The sequence below is a fragment of the Lentilactobacillus parafarraginis DSM 18390 = JCM 14109 genome (assembly GCF_001435895.1).
GTDB lineage: Bacteria > Bacillota > Bacilli > Lactobacillales > Lactobacillaceae > Lentilactobacillus > Lentilactobacillus parafarraginis.
Genome location: NZ_AZFZ01000004.1, coordinates 45,405 through 63,629, shown reverse-complemented (window position 1 = coordinate 63,629; position 18,225 = coordinate 45,405). Strand labels below are relative to the sequence as shown.

At 45.2% G+C, this 18,225-nt stretch carries 19 protein-coding genes; 1 reads left to right on the top strand and 18 read right to left on the bottom strand.

Annotated features, from left to right (window positions below; translation table 11 throughout):
* Window positions 1-5 precede the first annotated feature (5 nt).
* The 3 genes from FD47_RS01850 to murI are packed head-to-tail and all read right to left on the bottom strand — an operon-like array spanning window position 6 to window position 1,926.
* Window positions 6-515, bottom strand: coding sequence for a metallophosphoesterase (locus FD47_RS01850; protein ID WP_054732554.1), 510 nt, complete (start codon window positions 513-515; stop codon window positions 6-8).
* A complete protein-coding gene (locus tag FD47_RS01845) occupies window positions 512-1,111 on the bottom strand; it encodes an XTP/dITP diphosphatase (protein ID WP_054732551.1) in 600 nt (199 codons plus the stop codon). Before FD47_RS01845 ends, FD47_RS01850 begins: the two co-directional genes overlap by 4 nt.
* 2 nt (window positions 1,112-1,113) lie before the next feature.
* Window positions 1,114-1,926 carry a glutamate racemase gene (gene murI, locus FD47_RS01840; RefSeq protein ID WP_082402578.1) on the bottom strand — a complete coding sequence of 271 codons (813 nt, stop codon included), beginning with the start codon at window positions 1,924-1,926 and terminating at the stop codon, window positions 1,114-1,116.
* A 129-nt stretch (window positions 1,927-2,055) separates the two neighbouring features.
* Between murI and FD47_RS01835 the strand changes: the two genes are divergently transcribed.
* Complete coding sequence (locus FD47_RS01835) at window positions 2,056-2,580, top strand: DUF2507 domain-containing protein (RefSeq protein ID WP_054732549.1); 525 nt, start codon at window positions 2,056-2,058, stop codon at window positions 2,578-2,580.
* 87 nt (window positions 2,581-2,667) lie between these two features.
* On the opposite strand, the gene trxA is transcribed toward FD47_RS01835, so the two are convergent.
* The 15 genes from trxA to ruvA all read right to left on the bottom strand — a co-directional run bounded on the left by trxA (window position 2,668) and on the right by ruvA (window position 18,186).
* A complete protein-coding gene (trxA, locus tag FD47_RS01830; RefSeq protein WP_008214876.1) occupies window positions 2,668-2,979 on the bottom strand; it encodes a thioredoxin in 312 nt (103 codons plus the stop codon).
* A 144-nt stretch (window positions 2,980-3,123) separates the two neighbouring features.
* The gene (locus FD47_RS01825; RefSeq protein WP_056979981.1) at window positions 3,124-5,490 is read right to left on the bottom strand and encodes an endonuclease MutS2; all 2,367 of its coding nucleotides are present in this window, start codon (window positions 5,488-5,490) and stop codon (window positions 3,124-3,126) included.
* 323 nt (window positions 5,491-5,813) lie between these two features.
* On the bottom strand, window positions 5,814-6,095 hold the full coding sequence (locus FD47_RS01820; RefSeq protein WP_054732542.1) for a cell division protein ZapA: 282 nt from the start codon (window positions 6,093-6,095) through the stop codon (window positions 5,814-5,816).
* Window positions 6,096-6,195: 100 nt separating this feature from the next.
* A complete protein-coding gene (locus tag FD47_RS01815) occupies window positions 6,196-6,531 on the bottom strand; it encodes a DUF1292 domain-containing protein (RefSeq protein WP_056979980.1) in 336 nt (111 codons plus the stop codon).
* A 3-nt stretch (window positions 6,532-6,534) separates the two neighbouring features.
* The gene (ruvX, locus tag FD47_RS01810) at window positions 6,535-6,969 is read right to left on the bottom strand and encodes a Holliday junction resolvase RuvX (protein WP_054732539.1); all 435 of its coding nucleotides are present in this window, start codon (window positions 6,967-6,969) and stop codon (window positions 6,535-6,537) included.
* Window positions 6,966-7,247 (bottom strand): IreB family regulatory phosphoprotein, encoded by a 282-nt coding sequence (locus tag FD47_RS01805; RefSeq protein ID WP_008214881.1) that lies wholly within the window; start codon window positions 7,245-7,247, stop codon window positions 6,966-6,968. The genes ruvX and FD47_RS01805 overlap by 4 nt, the downstream gene beginning before the upstream one ends.
* 108 nt (window positions 7,248-7,355) lie before the next feature.
* Complete coding sequence (alaS, locus tag FD47_RS01800) at window positions 7,356-9,998, bottom strand: alanine--tRNA ligase (protein ID WP_056979979.1); 2,643 nt, start codon at window positions 9,996-9,998, stop codon at window positions 7,356-7,358.
* Window positions 9,999-10,265: 267 nt separating this feature from the next.
* The gene (locus FD47_RS01795) at window positions 10,266-11,627 is read right to left on the bottom strand and encodes a DEAD/DEAH box helicase (RefSeq protein ID WP_054732535.1); all 1,362 of its coding nucleotides are present in this window, start codon (window positions 11,625-11,627) and stop codon (window positions 10,266-10,268) included.
* A gap of 8 nt (window positions 11,628-11,635) precedes the next feature.
* Window positions 11,636-12,583, bottom strand: a complete 948-nt coding sequence (locus tag FD47_RS01790) for a DHH family phosphoesterase (protein WP_054732531.1) — start codon at window positions 12,581-12,583, stop codon at window positions 11,636-11,638.
* A gap of 78 nt (window positions 12,584-12,661) precedes the next feature.
* Window positions 12,662-13,762: a DNA polymerase IV gene (gene dinB / locus FD47_RS01785; protein WP_054732528.1), complete on the bottom strand. Its 1,101-nt coding sequence runs from the start codon at window positions 13,760-13,762 to the stop codon at window positions 12,662-12,664.
* A 97-nt stretch (window positions 13,763-13,859) separates the two neighbouring features.
* On the bottom strand, window positions 13,860-14,252 hold the full coding sequence (yajC, locus tag FD47_RS01780; RefSeq protein WP_008214898.1) for a preprotein translocase subunit YajC: 393 nt from the start codon (window positions 14,250-14,252) through the stop codon (window positions 13,860-13,862).
* 88 nt (window positions 14,253-14,340) lie between these two features.
* The gene (tgt, locus tag FD47_RS01775; RefSeq protein ID WP_008214900.1) at window positions 14,341-15,483 is read right to left on the bottom strand and encodes a tRNA guanosine(34) transglycosylase Tgt; all 1,143 of its coding nucleotides are present in this window, start codon (window positions 15,481-15,483) and stop codon (window positions 14,341-14,343) included.
* 17 nt (window positions 15,484-15,500) lie between these two features.
* Complete coding sequence (queA, locus tag FD47_RS01770; RefSeq protein WP_056979978.1) at window positions 15,501-16,559, bottom strand: tRNA preQ1(34) S-adenosylmethionine ribosyltransferase-isomerase QueA; 1,059 nt, start codon at window positions 16,557-16,559, stop codon at window positions 15,501-15,503.
* Window positions 16,556-17,575: a Holliday junction branch migration DNA helicase RuvB gene (ruvB, locus tag FD47_RS01765; protein WP_054732525.1), complete on the bottom strand. Its 1,020-nt coding sequence runs from the start codon at window positions 17,573-17,575 to the stop codon at window positions 16,556-16,558. The genes queA and ruvB overlap by 4 nt, the downstream gene beginning before the upstream one ends.
* Before the next feature lie 11 nt (window positions 17,576-17,586).
* Window positions 17,587-18,186, bottom strand: coding sequence for a Holliday junction branch migration protein RuvA (gene ruvA / locus FD47_RS01760; protein ID WP_054732522.1), 600 nt, complete (start codon window positions 18,184-18,186; stop codon window positions 17,587-17,589).
* Between the last annotated feature and the right edge of the window lie 39 nt (window positions 18,187-18,225).

The following is an 18,225-nucleotide window of genomic DNA, read 5'->3' as shown; positions in this document are numbered from 1 at the left end:
TCAGTTCAGAAACGAAATCGTAACTGATCAACTGGTTGAAACTGACGATTATAGTAGTCAACCCCATAATGGTCACCATCAATGGTCAAAATGGCATACGTACCGCCAATTGCGGCATATTGACCCCTTGGTTGCGAGATGCTACCAGGATTAATGAATAGAATTCCCTGATCCATTGTCACGCCCAACTGATGGGTGTGGCCGAACATCACCACGTTGGCATTTCGACTCTTTGCAAACAGCTCCAAATTCAACAGACCCTGATTAACCTGTTGAAGATGGCCGTGCGTGACCAAGAGCCGCCTGCCACCCATTACTACCAGTTCGTCGTTTGGAAACGGCGCGGTGTCCATGTTTCCCTTCACGATCGTCATTTTAGCGGCCAGCGGATCATTCATTGGTAATTCCGAGTCGCCACAATGACAAAACGCCGTCACGTCATCGACGTACCGGGAAAGCAGATCGGCAATAATTTGCCGGTCGCCGTGACTGTCACTTACCACCAGGATTTTCACGAGTTCCACCGCTCCCTTAATTTTGAAATTAAGCTCCGAATGGCCCGGCCACGATGACTGATTTCATTCTTATCGTGGGTGGTCATTTCTGCTAAGGTCATTTGATGACTGGGAACATAGAACAACGGGTCATAGCCGAAGTTGTTGCTGCCGCGTTTGGCCCGTAAAATTTGACCATTCACCCGCCCGCTGGCAACGACCTTATCTCCCTCAGGTGTTAAATATATCAGAACGGACTCAAAATAGGCATCCCGATCAGACTTGTTTTCCATTTCTTTAAGAAGTTTTGCATTATTAGCGTCGTCATCGTGATCCCCAGCGTATCTTGCAGAGTGAACCCCGGGCTGACCATTCAATGCGGGCACAACCAATCCAGAATCGTCGGAAATAACCGGCAGCTTCGTAAAGGCACTCATCTTAGACGCCTTGAGCATGGCGTTTTCTTCAAAGGTCGTCCCGGTTTCGGCAACATCAGGAACGTTATTAAAAGACTTGAGCGATTCAACTTGAATGCCAGTCCCCTGAAATGCCTCCTCAAATTCCTTAATTTTGTTGGCATTCTTTGAGGCAATCACAATTACCTTTGGCTTTTCCACTATCAAACATCCGCCTTTCCTAAATTGAGATGATCCGCATGAATTTGGCGCTTTAGCAATTGATCGGCCACCCGGGCAAACTCTGCCGGCTCTCCAGTTGTGAAAAATTGTCTAACTGGCTTGCCAGCCTCGGCTTCTCGAAGTTGGTCATGCTGACTGAGATAATCAACAATATGTTGCGCGGTTGAAATGCCGGGGTCAATTAATCGGACACCTTTGGGTAATGCCCGTTGGATTTCTCGCTGAAGCACCGGAAAATGGGTGCAACCCAACACTAAACTGTCAATAGATTTGTCAGAAAAATAAGCTAACTGTTGAGTGACGCGTTTCTGGGTCTCAGCCTTACCAGCGTCGCCATGTTCCACCATCGTCACAAAGTCTGGGCACCCCAATGAATAAACGGTCGCATCAGTGAGGCTCTGTTTAATAATCCGCTGGTAATTTCCTGACTGAACCGTCCCATTCGTTGCAATCACGCCTACTCGATGGGTTTTTGATTGTCGAGCCGCACTTTCAGCACCAGGCTGGATGACACCAATCACCGGAATTGGCAATCGCTGTCGCAGATAGTCAAGTGCCGCGGCGGTTGCCGTGTTGCAAGCAATCACAAATAATTTGACATCCTGAGCAACCAAGTAATTCGCAATCCGTTCGGTTAGCTGCCGGACAAGTTCCGGGCGCTTTTGACCATACGGCAGATTGGCCTGATCACCAATAAAAATATAAGATTCATTCGGTAAACTTTTAATGATTTCTTTGAGAACTGTTAGACCACCGACACCAGAATCCATAACCCCAATCGGTCGATTATCCATATCAATTCCCTCCTTTTTCGTCCGTCCCCATCGCTTAATTATTTATTGCGATATTTGACAAACAAACCAGATTTGTAAATACTATTGTATAATATATTAATGACAATTTGCATTGATGGAGATTAAAAAATGGATAACGAAGCTTACACAACAATTATTAACGATCCTCATATGGCCGATTTACTGGGCCAGGAACTCATCCGGGATGACCTTTTACCAAGCATTCTTGGCAGCGATAATCATGATATTTCATATTGGGCGGGAAAGCACCTTGCCCGCAATCACCGTCTCGCAACGTACGATGATTTAATCGCCTTTTTTGATCAGTTCAAGCTGGGTAAGCTTAACCTGCTTAAAAAAAGCGGCCAGCAGCTTAATTGGGAATTAAGCGGGCCAATCGTTAAAAATCGCTTGGATCTTTTTGACGATCCCGACTTTTATCTAGAAACGGGTTTCATCGCGCAAAGCTGCCAGTACATTCTCAACCAAGTTGCCGAGGCAGAAATTACCAAAACCACCCCCGCTAAGGGCATTGTTTTAATCAGTACCTATCTTGGAAAAGATAAACCGGTCGATGATCAAGAAAGTGACAAAATGTTCACGATCGCCCATTCAGATCCTGACCAACCAGAAGATTTGGACAGTGACCATTAATTTCGGGAAATTAAAGAAAATAAGCTGACAAAAAGGTCTCTTAAAGCCAACAAACGGCTTTGAGAGACCTTTTAAGTGAATTTAATATTAGTCAGTGTACTGAGCCAATACCTTTTTAAGTTGTTCCTTTGGGTGGTAGCCAACAACCGTGTCGACAACCTTGCCGTCCTTCTTAATTAGAAGGGTCGGAATACTCATAATGCCGAATTTAGATGCCGTATTAGGATTTTTGTCCACGTCCATCTTGTTAAACGTCACGTCGTTCATTTCTTCGGCCAGTTCTTCAACAACTGGTGACTGCATGCGGCAGGGGCCACACCAAGTTGCCCAAAAATCAGTTAATGTAACACCCTTTGAGGTATCATTTTCAAAAGTTTGATCTGTTGTTTCTTTTACCATACCAAACACTCCTATTCTTTCAATAGTCTTATACTAACAATTATATAGTAAAATGCAAACAAAATGAATGCCACTCAACCGCTTATAACCTTAGTATCCGCTTTGCGCTCCATTATAAAGCAAATATTAATTAAATAAAATCACTTATTTGAATTGAACAACCGTCGACCCGTCGCCACCTGCATTGGGTGCCGAGTAGCCAAAACTTTTGACCCGTGAATTGCGTTTCAAATAGTCGGTGACACCCTTTCGAAGGGCCCCGGTTCCCTTACCATGAATAATCGTGATGGTCGGATAGCCGGCCAGCAGCGCAGAATCGACGTATCGATCCAGCTCATACATGGCCTCTTCATAACGATGCCCCCGTAAATCCAGGGTTGGTGACATCCCAGTTGAACGGGTCCGCGAAACGTGCGTTTGATACTTCGCCTTGGGTTGGGCCTGTTTGCCGACCTTTTCCAGATCTGCTTCATCAATTTGCATCTTGAGGATACCTAACTGGACGTCCCACAAGCCATTTTTTTCTTGCCGAATCAGCGTTCCCTGTTGCCCATAGGATTTAACCAAGACCTCGTCGCCAGCTTTAAAGTTGTGCTTGGCCTTTTCTTTTTTAAGCACTTTGTTACGCTTTAGACTTGGGGCAACCTCAAGCTGATTCAACGCGCCCTTGGCATCGATCAGCTCATTTTCCTTAACGGTCGTTTTTCCGACCTGACGTTGCTTTCGGTGAAGGTCGGCAATAATCTTATCAGCATTGTGCTTGGCCTTTTCAACAATTTCATTGGCCTGCTCACGGGCCTGCTCTTGAAGCCGGTCTTTCTGATTTTGATACTGATCGAATCGTTTTTGAAGATCGGCATGCAGCTTAGTGGCTTCCGATAACTCAGTAGCCAGTTTGTCGGCCTCATCATGAGCCCGCTTAGTCTGGGAAGTCAGCTCGGCAATCATATTATTAATATCCTGATTCTCAGAATCGGTAAACGACTTCGCCTGTTGGACAATCTGTTCCGGCATTCCCAACCGACTGGCAATGTTTAACGCGTTACTTTGGCCGGGAATTCCTAGCAAAAGCCGATAGGTGGGCCGCAACGTTTCAACGTCAAATTCCATTGAAGCGTTAATAATCCCGGGGCGATTATAGGCAAAGGCCTTTAACTCGGGATAGTGAGTTGTCGCAATCATCTCACAGCCACTTCGATGAATGGCATCGATGATCGCCATCGCAAGCGCCGCGCCTTCCTTGGGGTCGGTTCCGGCACCCAACTCATCCAACAGCACCAGGCTCTTATCGCTCAGTTGCTTCATAATGGCAATGATATTGTCCATATGTGATGAAAAGGTACTTAAATTTGCCTCAATCGACTGGTCATCACCAATGTCAGCGAAGACATCGTCAAACACCCCAATCTGACTTTCCTCATCGGCAGTGATAAACAGCCCCGATTGGCCCATCAGCTGCAGTAAACCAACGGTCTTAATCGTGATCGTTTTCCCACCGGTATTCGGGCCGGTGACGATAATGGTTTGGTAGTCAGCACCGATTTTAATGTCATTAGGAACGACCTTTTCTTTGGCGATTAGGGGGTGACGAGCATGGCGAAGGTTCACAACGTTTTCCGTGGAAATCTTTGGAAGCACCGCGCCCGATTGATGGGCATACTTGGCCTTTGCGTTAACAAAGTCTAATTGGCCAACCAAGTTCATATTTTCCAGCAATTCTTGGCGATAAGGACGGATCATTTCCGTCAATTCAGCCAGAATTCGCCGTTGTTCCGTCCGCTCCGCCAGTTGATCCCGTCTTAATTGATTATTCATTTCAACCACGTTACTGGGTTCAACGTACAACGTCTGCCCAGACGCACTCTGGTCATGCACAATCCCACCAAAGTGAGACTTATACTCCGCTCGAATTGGCAGCACAAACCGTTCATCACGAACGGTAATAATTGGCTCACTAAGATACTTTGATTCAGAACCCTTCAGGTATTTACCCATTCGTGTGCGGATGTTGCTTTGCGTCTGTTCAATCGTCCGTCGAATCGCTCTTAGTTGGGATGACGCACTATCCAATACGCGGCCATCATCATCGATCGATTGAACCATCCGGGTTGTGATGTCCGGCATTAGTGTGAGCTTGGCAACGGTCTTAGGAACGGTTCGGAGGGTAACCTCTTCGTTCTTAAAATCTTCAAAAAACTGGCTAACCGTTTTGACTGCTCGCAGTAATTTGGTGATGTGGGCTAACTCGGTCCCGCTTAACGCGGCATTTTCAATTTTCAACCGCTTCATGTATGGGGATATTTCGGTGAGCTTGGGAATTGGGATCTCACCAGCCAACCTGACGATATCGGCACCATCGGCAGTTTCCTTCAGCTGCTGGTCAACAACCGCATAATCACCACTTGGCTGAAGATTCTGAACAATTTCGTGGCCCCGATCCGTGGTCAAAAAACCGGCTAACTGATCTTTAATTTTATTATATTCAAGTGTATCTAATACTTTTTCGTTCATATACCTTCCTCGTTTGAATTTATCGCAGTACGTGGCTAGCAAACGCGCCTATCTCGCCAACAACTGGCCCAATAACGGGCAAGCCGTCATTGAATGTGGATTGCCAGTGATGATCAACTTGTGCCTAAACTAAAAAGGCCCAATCAAAAACATCGCAGGATCTACCCACCAGCCAAACCATGAACGTTCAGCTAGGGTTGCTGGCAGTGACACTCAAATGGTTTACAAACTGGTGTCATTATCGTTGGGATCTCATTTGGCAGCCACAACGCATCTCAGCGTTCATTGGCGCAAATCCGTCACGCCCGTTAAATTATCTCAGGTTAAAAATCACGATCCCCACCGGACTGCTTAACAGCCGGCTGCTTATCATTTCTGGCCGTCAATTGATCCTGGAGTTCGAACTGCTTTGAAATGGCATTAAAGGCCATCAAAACCGCCAGCTGCTCGTTAGAGACGTTTGGCATTGCCTTCTTTAATTGGGCCAATTGCGTATTTAAAAGGTCTGAAACGGCCTGCAGACGCTCATCAGTCCCCTTTCCGATTAAAACGTATGTCTTACCGGCAATTGTCGTCTTAAATCTTCTCTTATCATCGTTTGTCATTAAATCACATCCCAAAAATCATTCAATCAAAAAGGACTGAGTCAAAACCTGAAGCTTTGCACTCAATCCCTTCATAAATTATCCATTAGCCAAAACGAGATTATTTCTGATCATCGTCTTGAGCCTGATCGTTTTGATCGCCATCTTTACCCAAGAACGTATTCAAAACGGACTCGATCATATCCCATTCCTTATCAGTTTGAATTGGTTGCAATTCGCCGCCTTGAGGATCACTAGGATCATCACCTGCCGGAAGGGCATAGGCTTGGATTTCAACCTCATCATCATCTTTTTTACCAGCTGGATAAATTAAAATATATGACCGATCAAAGTCCTCGGACTTAAATGTAAAAAAAACGTCATACAAAGTTTCGTCGCCGTTTTCGTCGACTAATGTAATTGTTTGTTGTGTTGGATCTTCTGCCATATTTTGCATACCTCATATTCTAGTTAGTTTTCCCTTGCGGTCTAAATAATTCTGCAATATTAGACCTGCAGCTAATTTATCAATGACTTTCTTACGCTTGCGTCTCGAAATATCGGCTTCCTCAGTCAACATTCGCTGAGCTTCAACGGTGGTTAGTCGTTCATCTTCAAAATCCACAGGAAGATCAAATTGCTTTTCAAGCCGCTGCCCATATTGCTGGGATGCTTCTGCCCGCGGGCCAAGAGAATTGTTCATATTCTTTGGCAGCCCGACAACAAAGCCGTCAACCTGGTACTTATCCACCAGTTCGGCAACCCGATCAAGACCAAACTCCTGATCATCTTCATTGATTCGAATAATCTCGACTCCTTGTGAAGTCCAGCCAATCGCATCACTGACCGCAACCCCCACAGTTTTAGAGCCGACATCTAATCCCATTAATCTCATTTTTCACCTTTTTTTGAGTCATTCGGATGATTATCAAGATAGAACCGAACCAGTTCTTCAATAATTTCATCACGCTCATGTCTTCTAATCAAATTGCGGGCATCTAGATTACGTGGAATGTAAGCCGGATCACCGGATATTAAATAGCCAACAATTTGATTATATGGATTATAACCCTTTTCTTCCAATGCTTTGTACACCGTCAATAAAGTATCCCGCACATCTTTAGGCTGGTCTTCATTGAAATTGAAAAACATGGTTTTATCTAACGAACTCATACAATTCACCTCTATGACTTCAGGTCATTTGTACTAATTTTAACTGATTATCGTTGAAACTACAATCAACACAGCCAATGTAACCGACATGTAATGGCGATGTAATAATTACTTATTTCCTAACCACGCAACCGCGGCCTTCATAGCGGAATCTAAACCAGCTGGATCTTTACCGCCAGCTTGGGCCATGTTTGGTCGGCCGCCACCGCCACCTTTGATATTACCGGCAATTGATTTGATCAAATCGCCAGCTTTGATGCCATTCTTCACCTGATCATCAGTGACTGCCACGATCAGGTTTGCCTTCTGACCGCTACCGGTACCGAGAACCAAAACATCTGACAATTTTTTGGCCCGCCACGTGTCAGCAAGCTGACGAAGCTGTTGCATTCCGGCTTCCTTGATAATACCCGTAATGATCGTGTATTGTCCAACAGTCTGCTTGGCATTAAAGACATCTTCGGCTTGCTTACCGGCAAGTTTGGCTTCCAGAGACGACTGCTTGGTCTCAAGAGTCTTAATGTCATCTTGAAGCTGGCTGACCCGGGTTGGAACATCCTTAAGCTGGGTCACTTTCAGGCTCCGCGAGATTTGCTTTAATTCATTAGATTGATTATTTAAGAGTCTAAATGCTTCTTTTGAGGTTACGGCCTCAATTCGCCGAACCCCGGCACCAACCCCAGATTCAGAAACAATCTTAAACAGACCAATATCCCGAGTGTTGGCAACATGGGTCCCACCACAAAATTCAACGGAGAAGTCCCCAATGGAAACCACCCGAACTTTGTCGCCGTATTTCTCACTAAACAGGGCAATGGCCCCCATTTTCTTACCAGTCTTTGGATCAGTCACAACCGTTTTAACATCAATTTCATTAAAGATTTGTTTGTTTACTAAATCTTCAACCTTTTGTAAATCTTCGTCAGTCACTTGACCAAAATGATTGAAATCAAATCGCAAATAGTTTGGCTCAACTAATGAACCTGCTTGTTGGGTATGACCGCCCAAAATATTTCTCAAGGACTGGTCAAGCAAATGAGTGGCCGTATGATTTTTTTCAACCCGACTGTGAAATAAGCGATCCACAATTAAATGATACTGTTGGCCCTTAATCAAAGGTTCTTGGGTTTTAACGGTGTGAAGGTTTTGACCATTTGGAGCATGCTGCACGTCGATGACGTCAGCAACCTTCTCATCGTTATCGTCCAAAATGACGCCCCGATCGGCAACCTGGCCACCCATTTCAGCATAGAACGGTGTTTTATCAAAGATGAGTTCAACGGTGTCTGATTTTGATTCATCAACCAATTTTTCATCGTCAACAATGTCAATCAGTTTGGCATCTTTTACGTCCAACGTATCATAACCCACGTAGTCGCTGGCATCCTTAACCTTCACAAGTAAGTCCCGTTGCACACCCATTGATTTGGCACTGCTGCGGGCGTTTCGAGCCCGGTCTTTTTGCTTCTGCATTTCAACTTCAAAGCCTTGCTTGTCGACGGTTAATCCAGCTTCGGCAGCTTCTTCCCCCGTTAACTCGAATGGAAACCCATAGGTATCATAAAGCTTGAAAGCGGTCGGCCCATCAATTTGGTTGCTGTGATTCGTTTTTGCATCAGCGATCACGTTATTTAGCAATTTCAATCCATCGGTTAATGTTTCGTTGAACCGATCCTCTTCTGAGTGGATCACCTTTTCAATGTAATCCCGCTGGGCCAAAACTTCGGGATAATGCGATTTCAATGTCTCCCCAACTACGGGCGCCAATTTGTAAAGGAATGCTGATTTAATTCCAAGTCGTTGACCATTAACGATAGCCCGACGAATCAAACGACGAATAACATAGCCCCGGCCAACATTTGACGGCAAAGCGCCATCACCAATTGCCACGGTAATTGCCCGGGCGTGGTCAGCGATAATTCTGAACGCCACATCGGTTTGTTTATCGACGCCGTATTTTTTGTTGTCCGAAAATTCTTCGGTCTTGCGAATCATGGGTAAAAACAGGTCGGTTTCAAAGTTCGTTCGGGCGTGTTGAAAAATTGAAACGACCCGTTCCAGTCCCATCCCCGTATCAATGTTCTTCCGAGGGAGGGGTTCATAAGTATCTTCAGGGGTATGGTTGAATTGAGAAAAAACAATGTTCCAAACTTCAAGCCAGCGATCATTTTCACCACCAGGATAGTTTTCGGGATCGTCAGGTGCTAATTCGTCAAAGTCTGCCCCACGATCGTAAAAGATTTCAGAATCCGGACCTGAAGGCCCCTGACCAATATCCCAGAAATTATCCTCAATCTCAATGATATGATCAGGTGCCACGCCAACTTTTTCCCAATATTTTTTCGCATCGGTGTCCTTAGGGTAAACCGTCATATAAAGCTTATCCTTATCCCAACCAAACCATTTTGGGGATGTTAATAATTCAAAGGCCCAGGTAATGGCCTCTTTTTTGAAGTAATCGCCAACCGAAAAGTTTCCCAGCATTTCAAATAAGGTATGGTGCCGCGGGGTTTTACCGACATTTTCAATATCATTTGTGCGAATACTCTTCTGCGAGCTGGTCATTCTTGGATTCTTGGGCACAACGGAGCCATCGAAATACTTCTTCATCGTGGCAACCCCAGAGTTGATCCACAGCAACGTGGGATCATCCACTGGAATCAATGATGCGCTTGGTTCAATTGTGTGGCCCTTTTCATGGAAAAAGTCCAAAAACATCTGTCTGATTTGACCACTACTTAAATTCTTCATATCGTAATCTTCTCCTTCGACCAAAATAAAGCACCGTTGCTAACAGAGACGCCGATTGGCGCGGTACCACTCTGATTGCAACGATGCTAAATCGTAACCACTTTATCCTGATTCATCAGGTTTGTGTTTAATTGTGTGTTAAGAGAGCATCAGGTAAACTAAATCGTTTTTCACATCAACCAAAACGTTTCTGAAAAGTAGCAGGACCTGACATATTCTTAAACCATTCAAAGTATACTTTTTTGTGAAAATGATGTCAATCGAATTTTACTTGTAACGATTCGAGCTTTGCTTCCGCTGTTTGCGTTTGGCCCGTGATTGCTCCCGTTGTGAAACACGACGATCCATTTCTTCCTTGCGGGCAATTGACATCTTAATTTGCCGTTTATAGCCGGGCTTAACGTGCTTCTTTTTCTTCTTAATCAACCCGATCATGGTTGGGTCAAGCTTTTCACGTTTTTTATGATGGGTCGCCCGCCGATTACGATCATACGTATCAATAATTTCATGATTTTTGTAAGCTTTGGGTTTAAAATGAATCCCCATCTTTTCGAGTTCTTCAACCTCTTGTTCTTCGTCCGGCGAGTACAGCGTAATCGAAGTCCCCGGCATCCCGTTCCGGCCGGTTCGCCCCACCCGGTGAATGAAGAATTCCAAATCCTCTGTCGGAATATCGTCATTAATCACGTGGGAAACACCCTCGATATCAATTCCTCGTGCAGCCAAATCGGTCGCAACCACAAACTGAAAGTCGAGATTCTTAATTCGCTTCATAATTTGTTTCCGCTCACGAGGCTTGATGCCACCATGAACCATGGCAACCTTCAGTCCCTGTCCGCGTAAATAGTCGGTCAGTTCTTCGACTCGCTTTCGCGTGTTGGCGAAAATCAACACAAGGTAAGGTTCACCAACCGTTAAAAGCCGGTAGATCAATTGATTTTTGTCCTGACCCTTGGTTGAAATCAGCCAGTTATCAATCGTTGGGCTGATAATTGAAGACACCGGAATTTCTTCGATTACCGGATTATCCATATACTTTTTTAAGAACACCGTGATTTTCTGTGGAATAGTGGCTGAAAAGACCATCATCTGAACGTCTTTTCCAAAACTGGCAGCGATGTGATCAACGACGTCCAAAAAGCCCATGTCCAGGGTCATATCCGCTTCATCAATCACTAATTGTGAAGCAGTATGCACATCTAGACCGCCATTTTTAATTAGATCCCAAATCCGCCCAGGAGTGCCGACAATGAGTTGGGGCTGCTCCTTTTTCAAACGGTCCTCTTGGCGTTTCTTATCAGTTCCGCCAACGTAACTGCCAATTGTTATTTGATCTGGGCTAAATTTGGCAATTTGTTTTGCGGCATCCAGAATTTGATAGGCCAGTTCTCGACTGGGAGTTGTGATGACCGCTTGAACTGATTCGTTGCTGGGGTCCAATTGATTAAAAATCGGTAACAGAAAGGCATGGGTCTTTCCGCTGCCGGTTGCTGACTGCCCAACAACATCCCGATGCCGCATGATCACTGGAATCAGTTTTTCCTGGACAGCAGTCGGTTCCGTAAACTTCAACGCGTCAAGCGCTTGTAAAATAAAGGGTTTTAACCCAAAATCTGAAAATTGTGTCATAAAATCTCCTATTTGCTATTCTTCACCAGGTTATCCAAATCATGGATAAACGTTTTAATTTGATCCTCATTATCCACGACGGCGCCACTGGCCAGTGGATGACCGCCACCACCATATTGTTTGGCCAATTCGTTAATTGCCGGCCCCTTGGAGCGCAACCGAATCCGATAGTCGCCTTCCTTTTGCTCAACAAAGATTGCCCAGGAAACGACTTCCTTGATGCGTCCGGGAAGCGGCACAATCGACGCTGTGCTTTCATCGCCGAGTTTAAATGGTTCAAGAACCTTATTAGACAATACCAAATACGCTGCGCCGCTGTCCAGAATTTGAAGATTCTCATACGCGTAAGCGGATAACCTCGCCAAAGGCAGGTCAATTTCGTCCTCTTTTTGGTTCACATCACTGGGTGAAAAGTTGAAGTCTGCAAGTTTTGCCGCAACTTCAAAGGTGTGCGCGGACGTGGATGGATACATAAATCGGCCCGTATCACCAACAATCCCGGCATAGAGTACGCGGGCCCCATCGTCAGGAAGCGTCAATTCACAACGAAACATATCAAAGAAATCAAAAATCAGCTCCGAAGTGCTTGATGCTTCAGGCATGACCCACATCAAGTCGCCAAACTGATCATCGTTTGGGTGGTGGTCAATTTTAATGAGCGCCTTGCCCTTCGTGTAACGATCATCATCGACTCGTGGTTGATTGGCCGTGTCGACAACAATCACTAACGCGTCTTTATACTGATCGTCACTAATATCGTCAGCAGTCCCTAGCCACTTGAAACTGTCAAAATTCTTTCCAGCGCATAAAATTGTCTTTCCAGGAAAGGACGCCTTCAAAATCGATGCCAGGCCCATCTGCGAGCCAATGGCATCGGGATCCGGCCGCTTGTGGCGATGGATGATGATGGTGTTATATTGCTTGATTTTCGTTAATATTTCGGTTTGAATCGACATGTCTTATTACCCCACTATTCTTTGTTGAACACTTCAGTATACACTAACTACTTAAAGTAATAAACAACAGCTTTTAAATCACCGCTTGGGATCGGCAAATAAATTGAGAACGATATTTTCATAATTCAAATCTGCCAAATTAGTTAATGTGATCCCAAGTAACCGGACCCCAGCGCCAATATCCGGCATTTCCGTTAGTAGTTCACTTGCGAGTTCATAGTAGTCAGAAGGGTTGTTGTGGATGTAATTATCCAAACTAATCCGTTTGGTGAAAGTCGAAAAATCGCGATAACGAATCTTTAGGACCAGCGTTTTGCCATGCTTTTTCTTTTGCTGCATTTCCGCAGCCACCATTTCGGCAATATGCTTTAACTGGTCATCAACCTGGGACTGATTCTCCAGCTCCGGGCCAAAAGTTCTTTCTTTACCAACGGATTTTCGAACCCGAGCATATTCAACCGGTCGCTTATCAATTCCCCGCGCTCGTTCATATAGGACATATCCAAATTTGCCAAAATGCTTAATAAGATCCATCTGGGACCATTGAATTAAATCTGCCCCGTCATTAATTCCGAGGTCATGCATCTTTGGGACGGTTTTTTTACCAACGCCCCGAAATTTCTCAATGGGCAGCCGTTTTAAAAACTCAATCGCATCCTTAGGTTCAATCACGGTTAACCCAAACGGCTTGGCGTAATCGGAAGCTTCCTTGGCAAGAAATTTGTTATACGAAACGCCGACAGAACACGTTAATTTAGTTTGCTTTAAGATCTCCGCTTGGATCATTCGCCCCACCTGAATTGAATCGGAAATATGCCGCTTATTGTCGGTGATGTCAAGGTAGGCCTCATCTAAAGCAACCGATTCCACTTTATCGGTATACTCATGAAAGATGTCGTGGATTTTTTGGGAAACTGCCCGATAAAGTTCAAACCCAGAAAACCGAAAAACCGCCTTGGGACAGAGTTCAAGCGCCTTTGAAGAACTCATTGCTGAGTGGACCCCATATTTTCTGGCAACATAGTTAGCCGTTGATACCACCCCACGACCACCAGTCTTGCGGGGATCCTTCGCAACAATGAGGGGCTTCGTTTTCAGTGAGGGATCTTCTCGTTCTTCAATGGAGGCATAAAAAGCATCCATATCAATATGAATAATATGTCGATCATCTTTTGCCATCTATCTCATCTCACTTATGGGCCTTCAAACGTATGTTCTTTTTTACTCGAAAAAAATGGTTGGCGCAAAACATTGTTCTGTCCCCAACCCATTTTTGTTACTTGTCTTCGGACTTTGAATCACTATCTGAATTATCAGACTTTTGAGTCGTCTGATCTGAATCAGCATCGGCCGGCTTATCGGTTTTTGCATCATCAGCTGGTTGTTCATTAGTCGCATTGTTGTTGGTAGCTGTTGCTGCAGCGGTAACTGCAGGTTGCTTTACCTGAGCAATGGCACTCAAATCAAAGACCAAGTAAATCCCATCACAATCAAGCGTAACGGTTTTATCGGCTTCGTTAATTTCGTCAACAACGCCGTGCAGCCGACCGATCGTAACGACCTGATCGCCTTGCTTAACTTTTGAAAGTTGTTCCTGCCGCTTTTGCTGTTGCTTTCTTTGAGGACGAATCATCAAGAAATACATCAACGCAAACAAAACAACAATCATTAAGATCGAGTAAACAGAACTGTTCAATATTTTTCACCCACACTTTCCATAGGAATACTTTACCAAATAACTTGTAAACCGTCCATAGTTAAAAGTTTTTCGGATTTGGTTTGTTGTACCCATACTGTTCAAATACCTCTTGCCGAAGATCTAAAAGATTATCGTCAAGGATGGCCTGCTGAACGCGTTTCATCAGATGAATCAGGTAGTACAGATTATGATAACTTGCCAACCTCATTCCAAAGGTTTCGTCCGCGCGAATTAAGTGGTGAATATATGCCCGTGAATAATTTCGACAAGCATAGCAGTCGCACTGGTCGTCCAGCGGGCCAAAATCCCTCGCGTAGGCCGCGTTTTTAACGACAAGTCTTCCATGGGATGTCATCACCGTCCCATTGCGGGCAATTCGAGTCGGCAGCACACAATCAAACATATCAATGCCGCGAATCACCCCATCAATTAGAGAATCGGTCACCCCGACCCCCATTAAATACCGGGGTTTATTCTCGGGCAATAGTGGCGCTGTGGTCTCCAAGATCCGATTCATTTCGGCCTTGGATTCTCCCACTGAGAGACCCCCAATTGAATAGCCGGGAAAATCCAAACTCACTAGATCCTTGGCCGATTGCTTTCTTAAATCCTCAAAGCCAGCCCCCTGAACAATCCCGAACAATCCTTGAGAATCCGGATTACGATGCGCTTTAAGACCGCGTTCTGCCCAGCGGCTGGTCCGCTCAACAGATTTTTTAACATAATCATAGGATTCAAAAAATGGTGGGCATTCATCAAGACTCATCATAATATCCGGACCAAGGTCGTTTTCAATCTGCATCGCCTTTTCGGGTGATAAAAACATCCGATCACCGTTAATTTCGTTTTTAAAGGTGACCCCTTGTTCGGTAATGTCACGATTTTTAGCCAGTGAAAATACTTGAAAGCCACCGGAATCCGTTAAAATTGGATGGTCCCAATTCATGAATTTATGAAGGCCACCGGCTTGCTTGATAATATCCTCACCCGGTCGAAGCCAAAGGTGGTAGGTGTTGGCTAAAATGATGCCGGCACCCATATCTTCGAGCTCCTCGGGTGCGAGCGTCTTAACGGTTGCCTGAGTCCCAACCGGCATAAATACGGGCGTCCGAAACGTTCCGTGGGGCGTGGTGATTTCACCAAGCCTGGCGCCGGTGTGCTTTTCTTTTTTAATCAAGCGATAAGTGATCGCTGGTTGCATAAATATCCTCCTAGAAACTAGTGAATGTACATGGCATCCCCGAAACTAAAGAATCGGTATTTTTCATCAATTGCGTGCTGATAAGCATTCAAGATGTTATCCCGACCGGTGAACGACGCAACCAACATGACCAAAGTTGACTTGGGAAGGTGAAAGTTCGTAATAAATGAATCAACCACTTTCCATTGGTATCCGGGTTTAATAAAGATGTCGGTCCACCCAGAATCCGGATGAATCTCGCCATTAAACTTCGATCCAACCGTCTCCAAAGTGCGAATGGACGTCGTTCCGGTTGCCACAATTTTGCCACCATTTTTTCGAACGGCATTCAGAGTGGCAGCAGCGTCATCAGATAACCGGTAAAATTCACTATGCATTTTGTGATCATCAATATTGTCTTCTTCAACCGGTCTAAAGGTGCCCAGGCCAACGTGAAGGGTTAAGTATACCAGATGAACACCCTTATCAGCTACTTTTTGCAAGAGTTCCTTTGTCCAATGAAGTCCGGCAGTCGGTGCAGCTGCCGATCCCATTTCTTTGGCATAAACGGTTTGGTAACGGTTAGGATCATCTAACTTTTCCTTGATGTATGGCGGTAACGGGGTTTCGCCCAGCTTCTCAAGGATTTCGATGAAGATTCCCTCGTATTGAAATTCAATTTCCCGGCCGCCATGATCCAACTCCTTGGTAACAACGGCCTTTAACTGACCATCGCCAAAATCGATTCTGGTGCCTACTTTGGCGTGCTTAGCCGGCTTCATGAGCGTCTCCCACCGATCACCCTCAATGTTATGCAATAACAGGACTTCCAAGTGACCGCCAGTGTCTTCTTTTACCCCGTAAATTCGGGCAGGCATGACCTTGGAATCGTTCATTACAAGTGCATCGCCAGGATTCAGATAATCAATGATGTTATAGAAGTGGCGGTCCTGCATCTCGCCGGTCTCTTTATCGAGCACCAAAAGGCGGGACTCATCCCGATCTTTAATCGGGGTTTGTGCAATCAGTTCATGAGGCAGATCATAGTCAAAATCTTCAAGTGTGTAATTTGTTTTCAACGTTAAGTTTCCTTTCATACGAGGTTGCTGGGGCTGCTAGGGTAATGCAGATGCGCATAGCCCTTGGGGGTTACTTTACGGCCCCGGGCAGTCCGCTTGATGAGCCCGATTTGAAGGAGGTACGGCTCATACATTTCGGCAATTGTGTCAGTTTCCTCACCAATATTAGCTGCTAAAGTTTTTAATCCCACCGGACCTCCGTCATAGTATTCGATCATTGTCCGTAATAGTTTAATATCGGTCGCGTCAAGCCCCAAATCGTCAACCTTGAGCTTTTCAAGGGCGTAACGGACAATGTCCAAATCAATGCTGGATTTATCGGCTACCTGGGCAAAATCACGAATTCGCTTCAAAAGCCGGTTGGCGACCCGAGGAGTCCCCCGGGAACGCAAAGCAATTTCATGAGCTCCGGACTTCAAAATCGGAATTTGAAAGATTCCGGCAGTTCGCTGAACAATCTGTTCCAAATCAATCACTTGGTAGTAATTCATATGCTCAACGATGCCAAATCGATCACGCAACGGTGCCGAAAGCATCCCCGCCTGCGTTGTGGCACCAATTAGGGTAAATGGCGGAAGGGGAAAGTGAACCGGATGGGAGTCCGATCCCTGACCGACGATGATATCAACAAAGAAGTCTTCCATCGCGGAATATAACATTTCCTCAACAACTTTGGGGAGCCGGTGAATTTCATCAATAAACAGAACGTCTCCAGGATTCAATTCGTTTAACAGTGACAAGAGATCGCCCGGTTTATCAATTGCCGGTCCGCTGGTCGTTCGAATATTAACCCCCATTTCATTGGCAACGACCATCGCAAGCGTCGTTTTCCCAAGGCCTGGTGGGCCATACAACAGAACGTGATCCAGGGATTCCTCACGCTGTTTAGCGGCTTGGATGTAAACTTTCAGTTCGTTCTTAACGTCACTTTGCCCGATGTAATCGGCCAACGTTTGCGGCCGAAGGGACTTTTCAATTTTATCTTCATCGTCATTCTCGTTCTCAGGGGAAACAATCCGATCGTCTTTTTCCAATTTTTCACCCCCTAATGCATTAATAGCTTAAGGCCAAGACTCAGGTATTCATCGGTCGTTAAACCGGTCTTCGCTTCTAAATCAGCCTGAATGCTGGTAATCTGCTTGGTGGAATAACCGAGCGCTTCCAGTGCGGACATGGCGTCCGCCAATTCATTTGAGGTCGTGCCAACCGCGACATCAGGCGCTTTCTTGGATGGATCAGTCGTGAAATCCCCCACCTTGCCCTGAAGATCCAAAATAATTTGTTGGGCGGTCTTTTTACCAACACCGGGGAACTTCGTCAAGAATTTGACGTCTCGATTATTGATGGCATTGATCAACCCACTCCGATCATTACCCGCCAAAATTGCCAGGGCGCTTTTCGGACCGATGCCGGATACTGCCAGAAGTTTCTGAAAAATCTTTTTATCATCAGCATCGTAAAATCCGTACAGCAAAATTGCCGAATCGCTAACGGCTTGGTACACATAAACGCGAACGGTTTTTTTAGTGTCCACCTTGAATCGATAAGGATCGGCAGTGTAAATCAAGTAGCCAACCCCATTTACCAGTAAAACAATCGACGCGGGCGTTATATCAACAATTTGACCTTCAAAAAATTCGTACATTCAATTTCCTCTTCACTAAAACGTATGTTTGCTAATAAC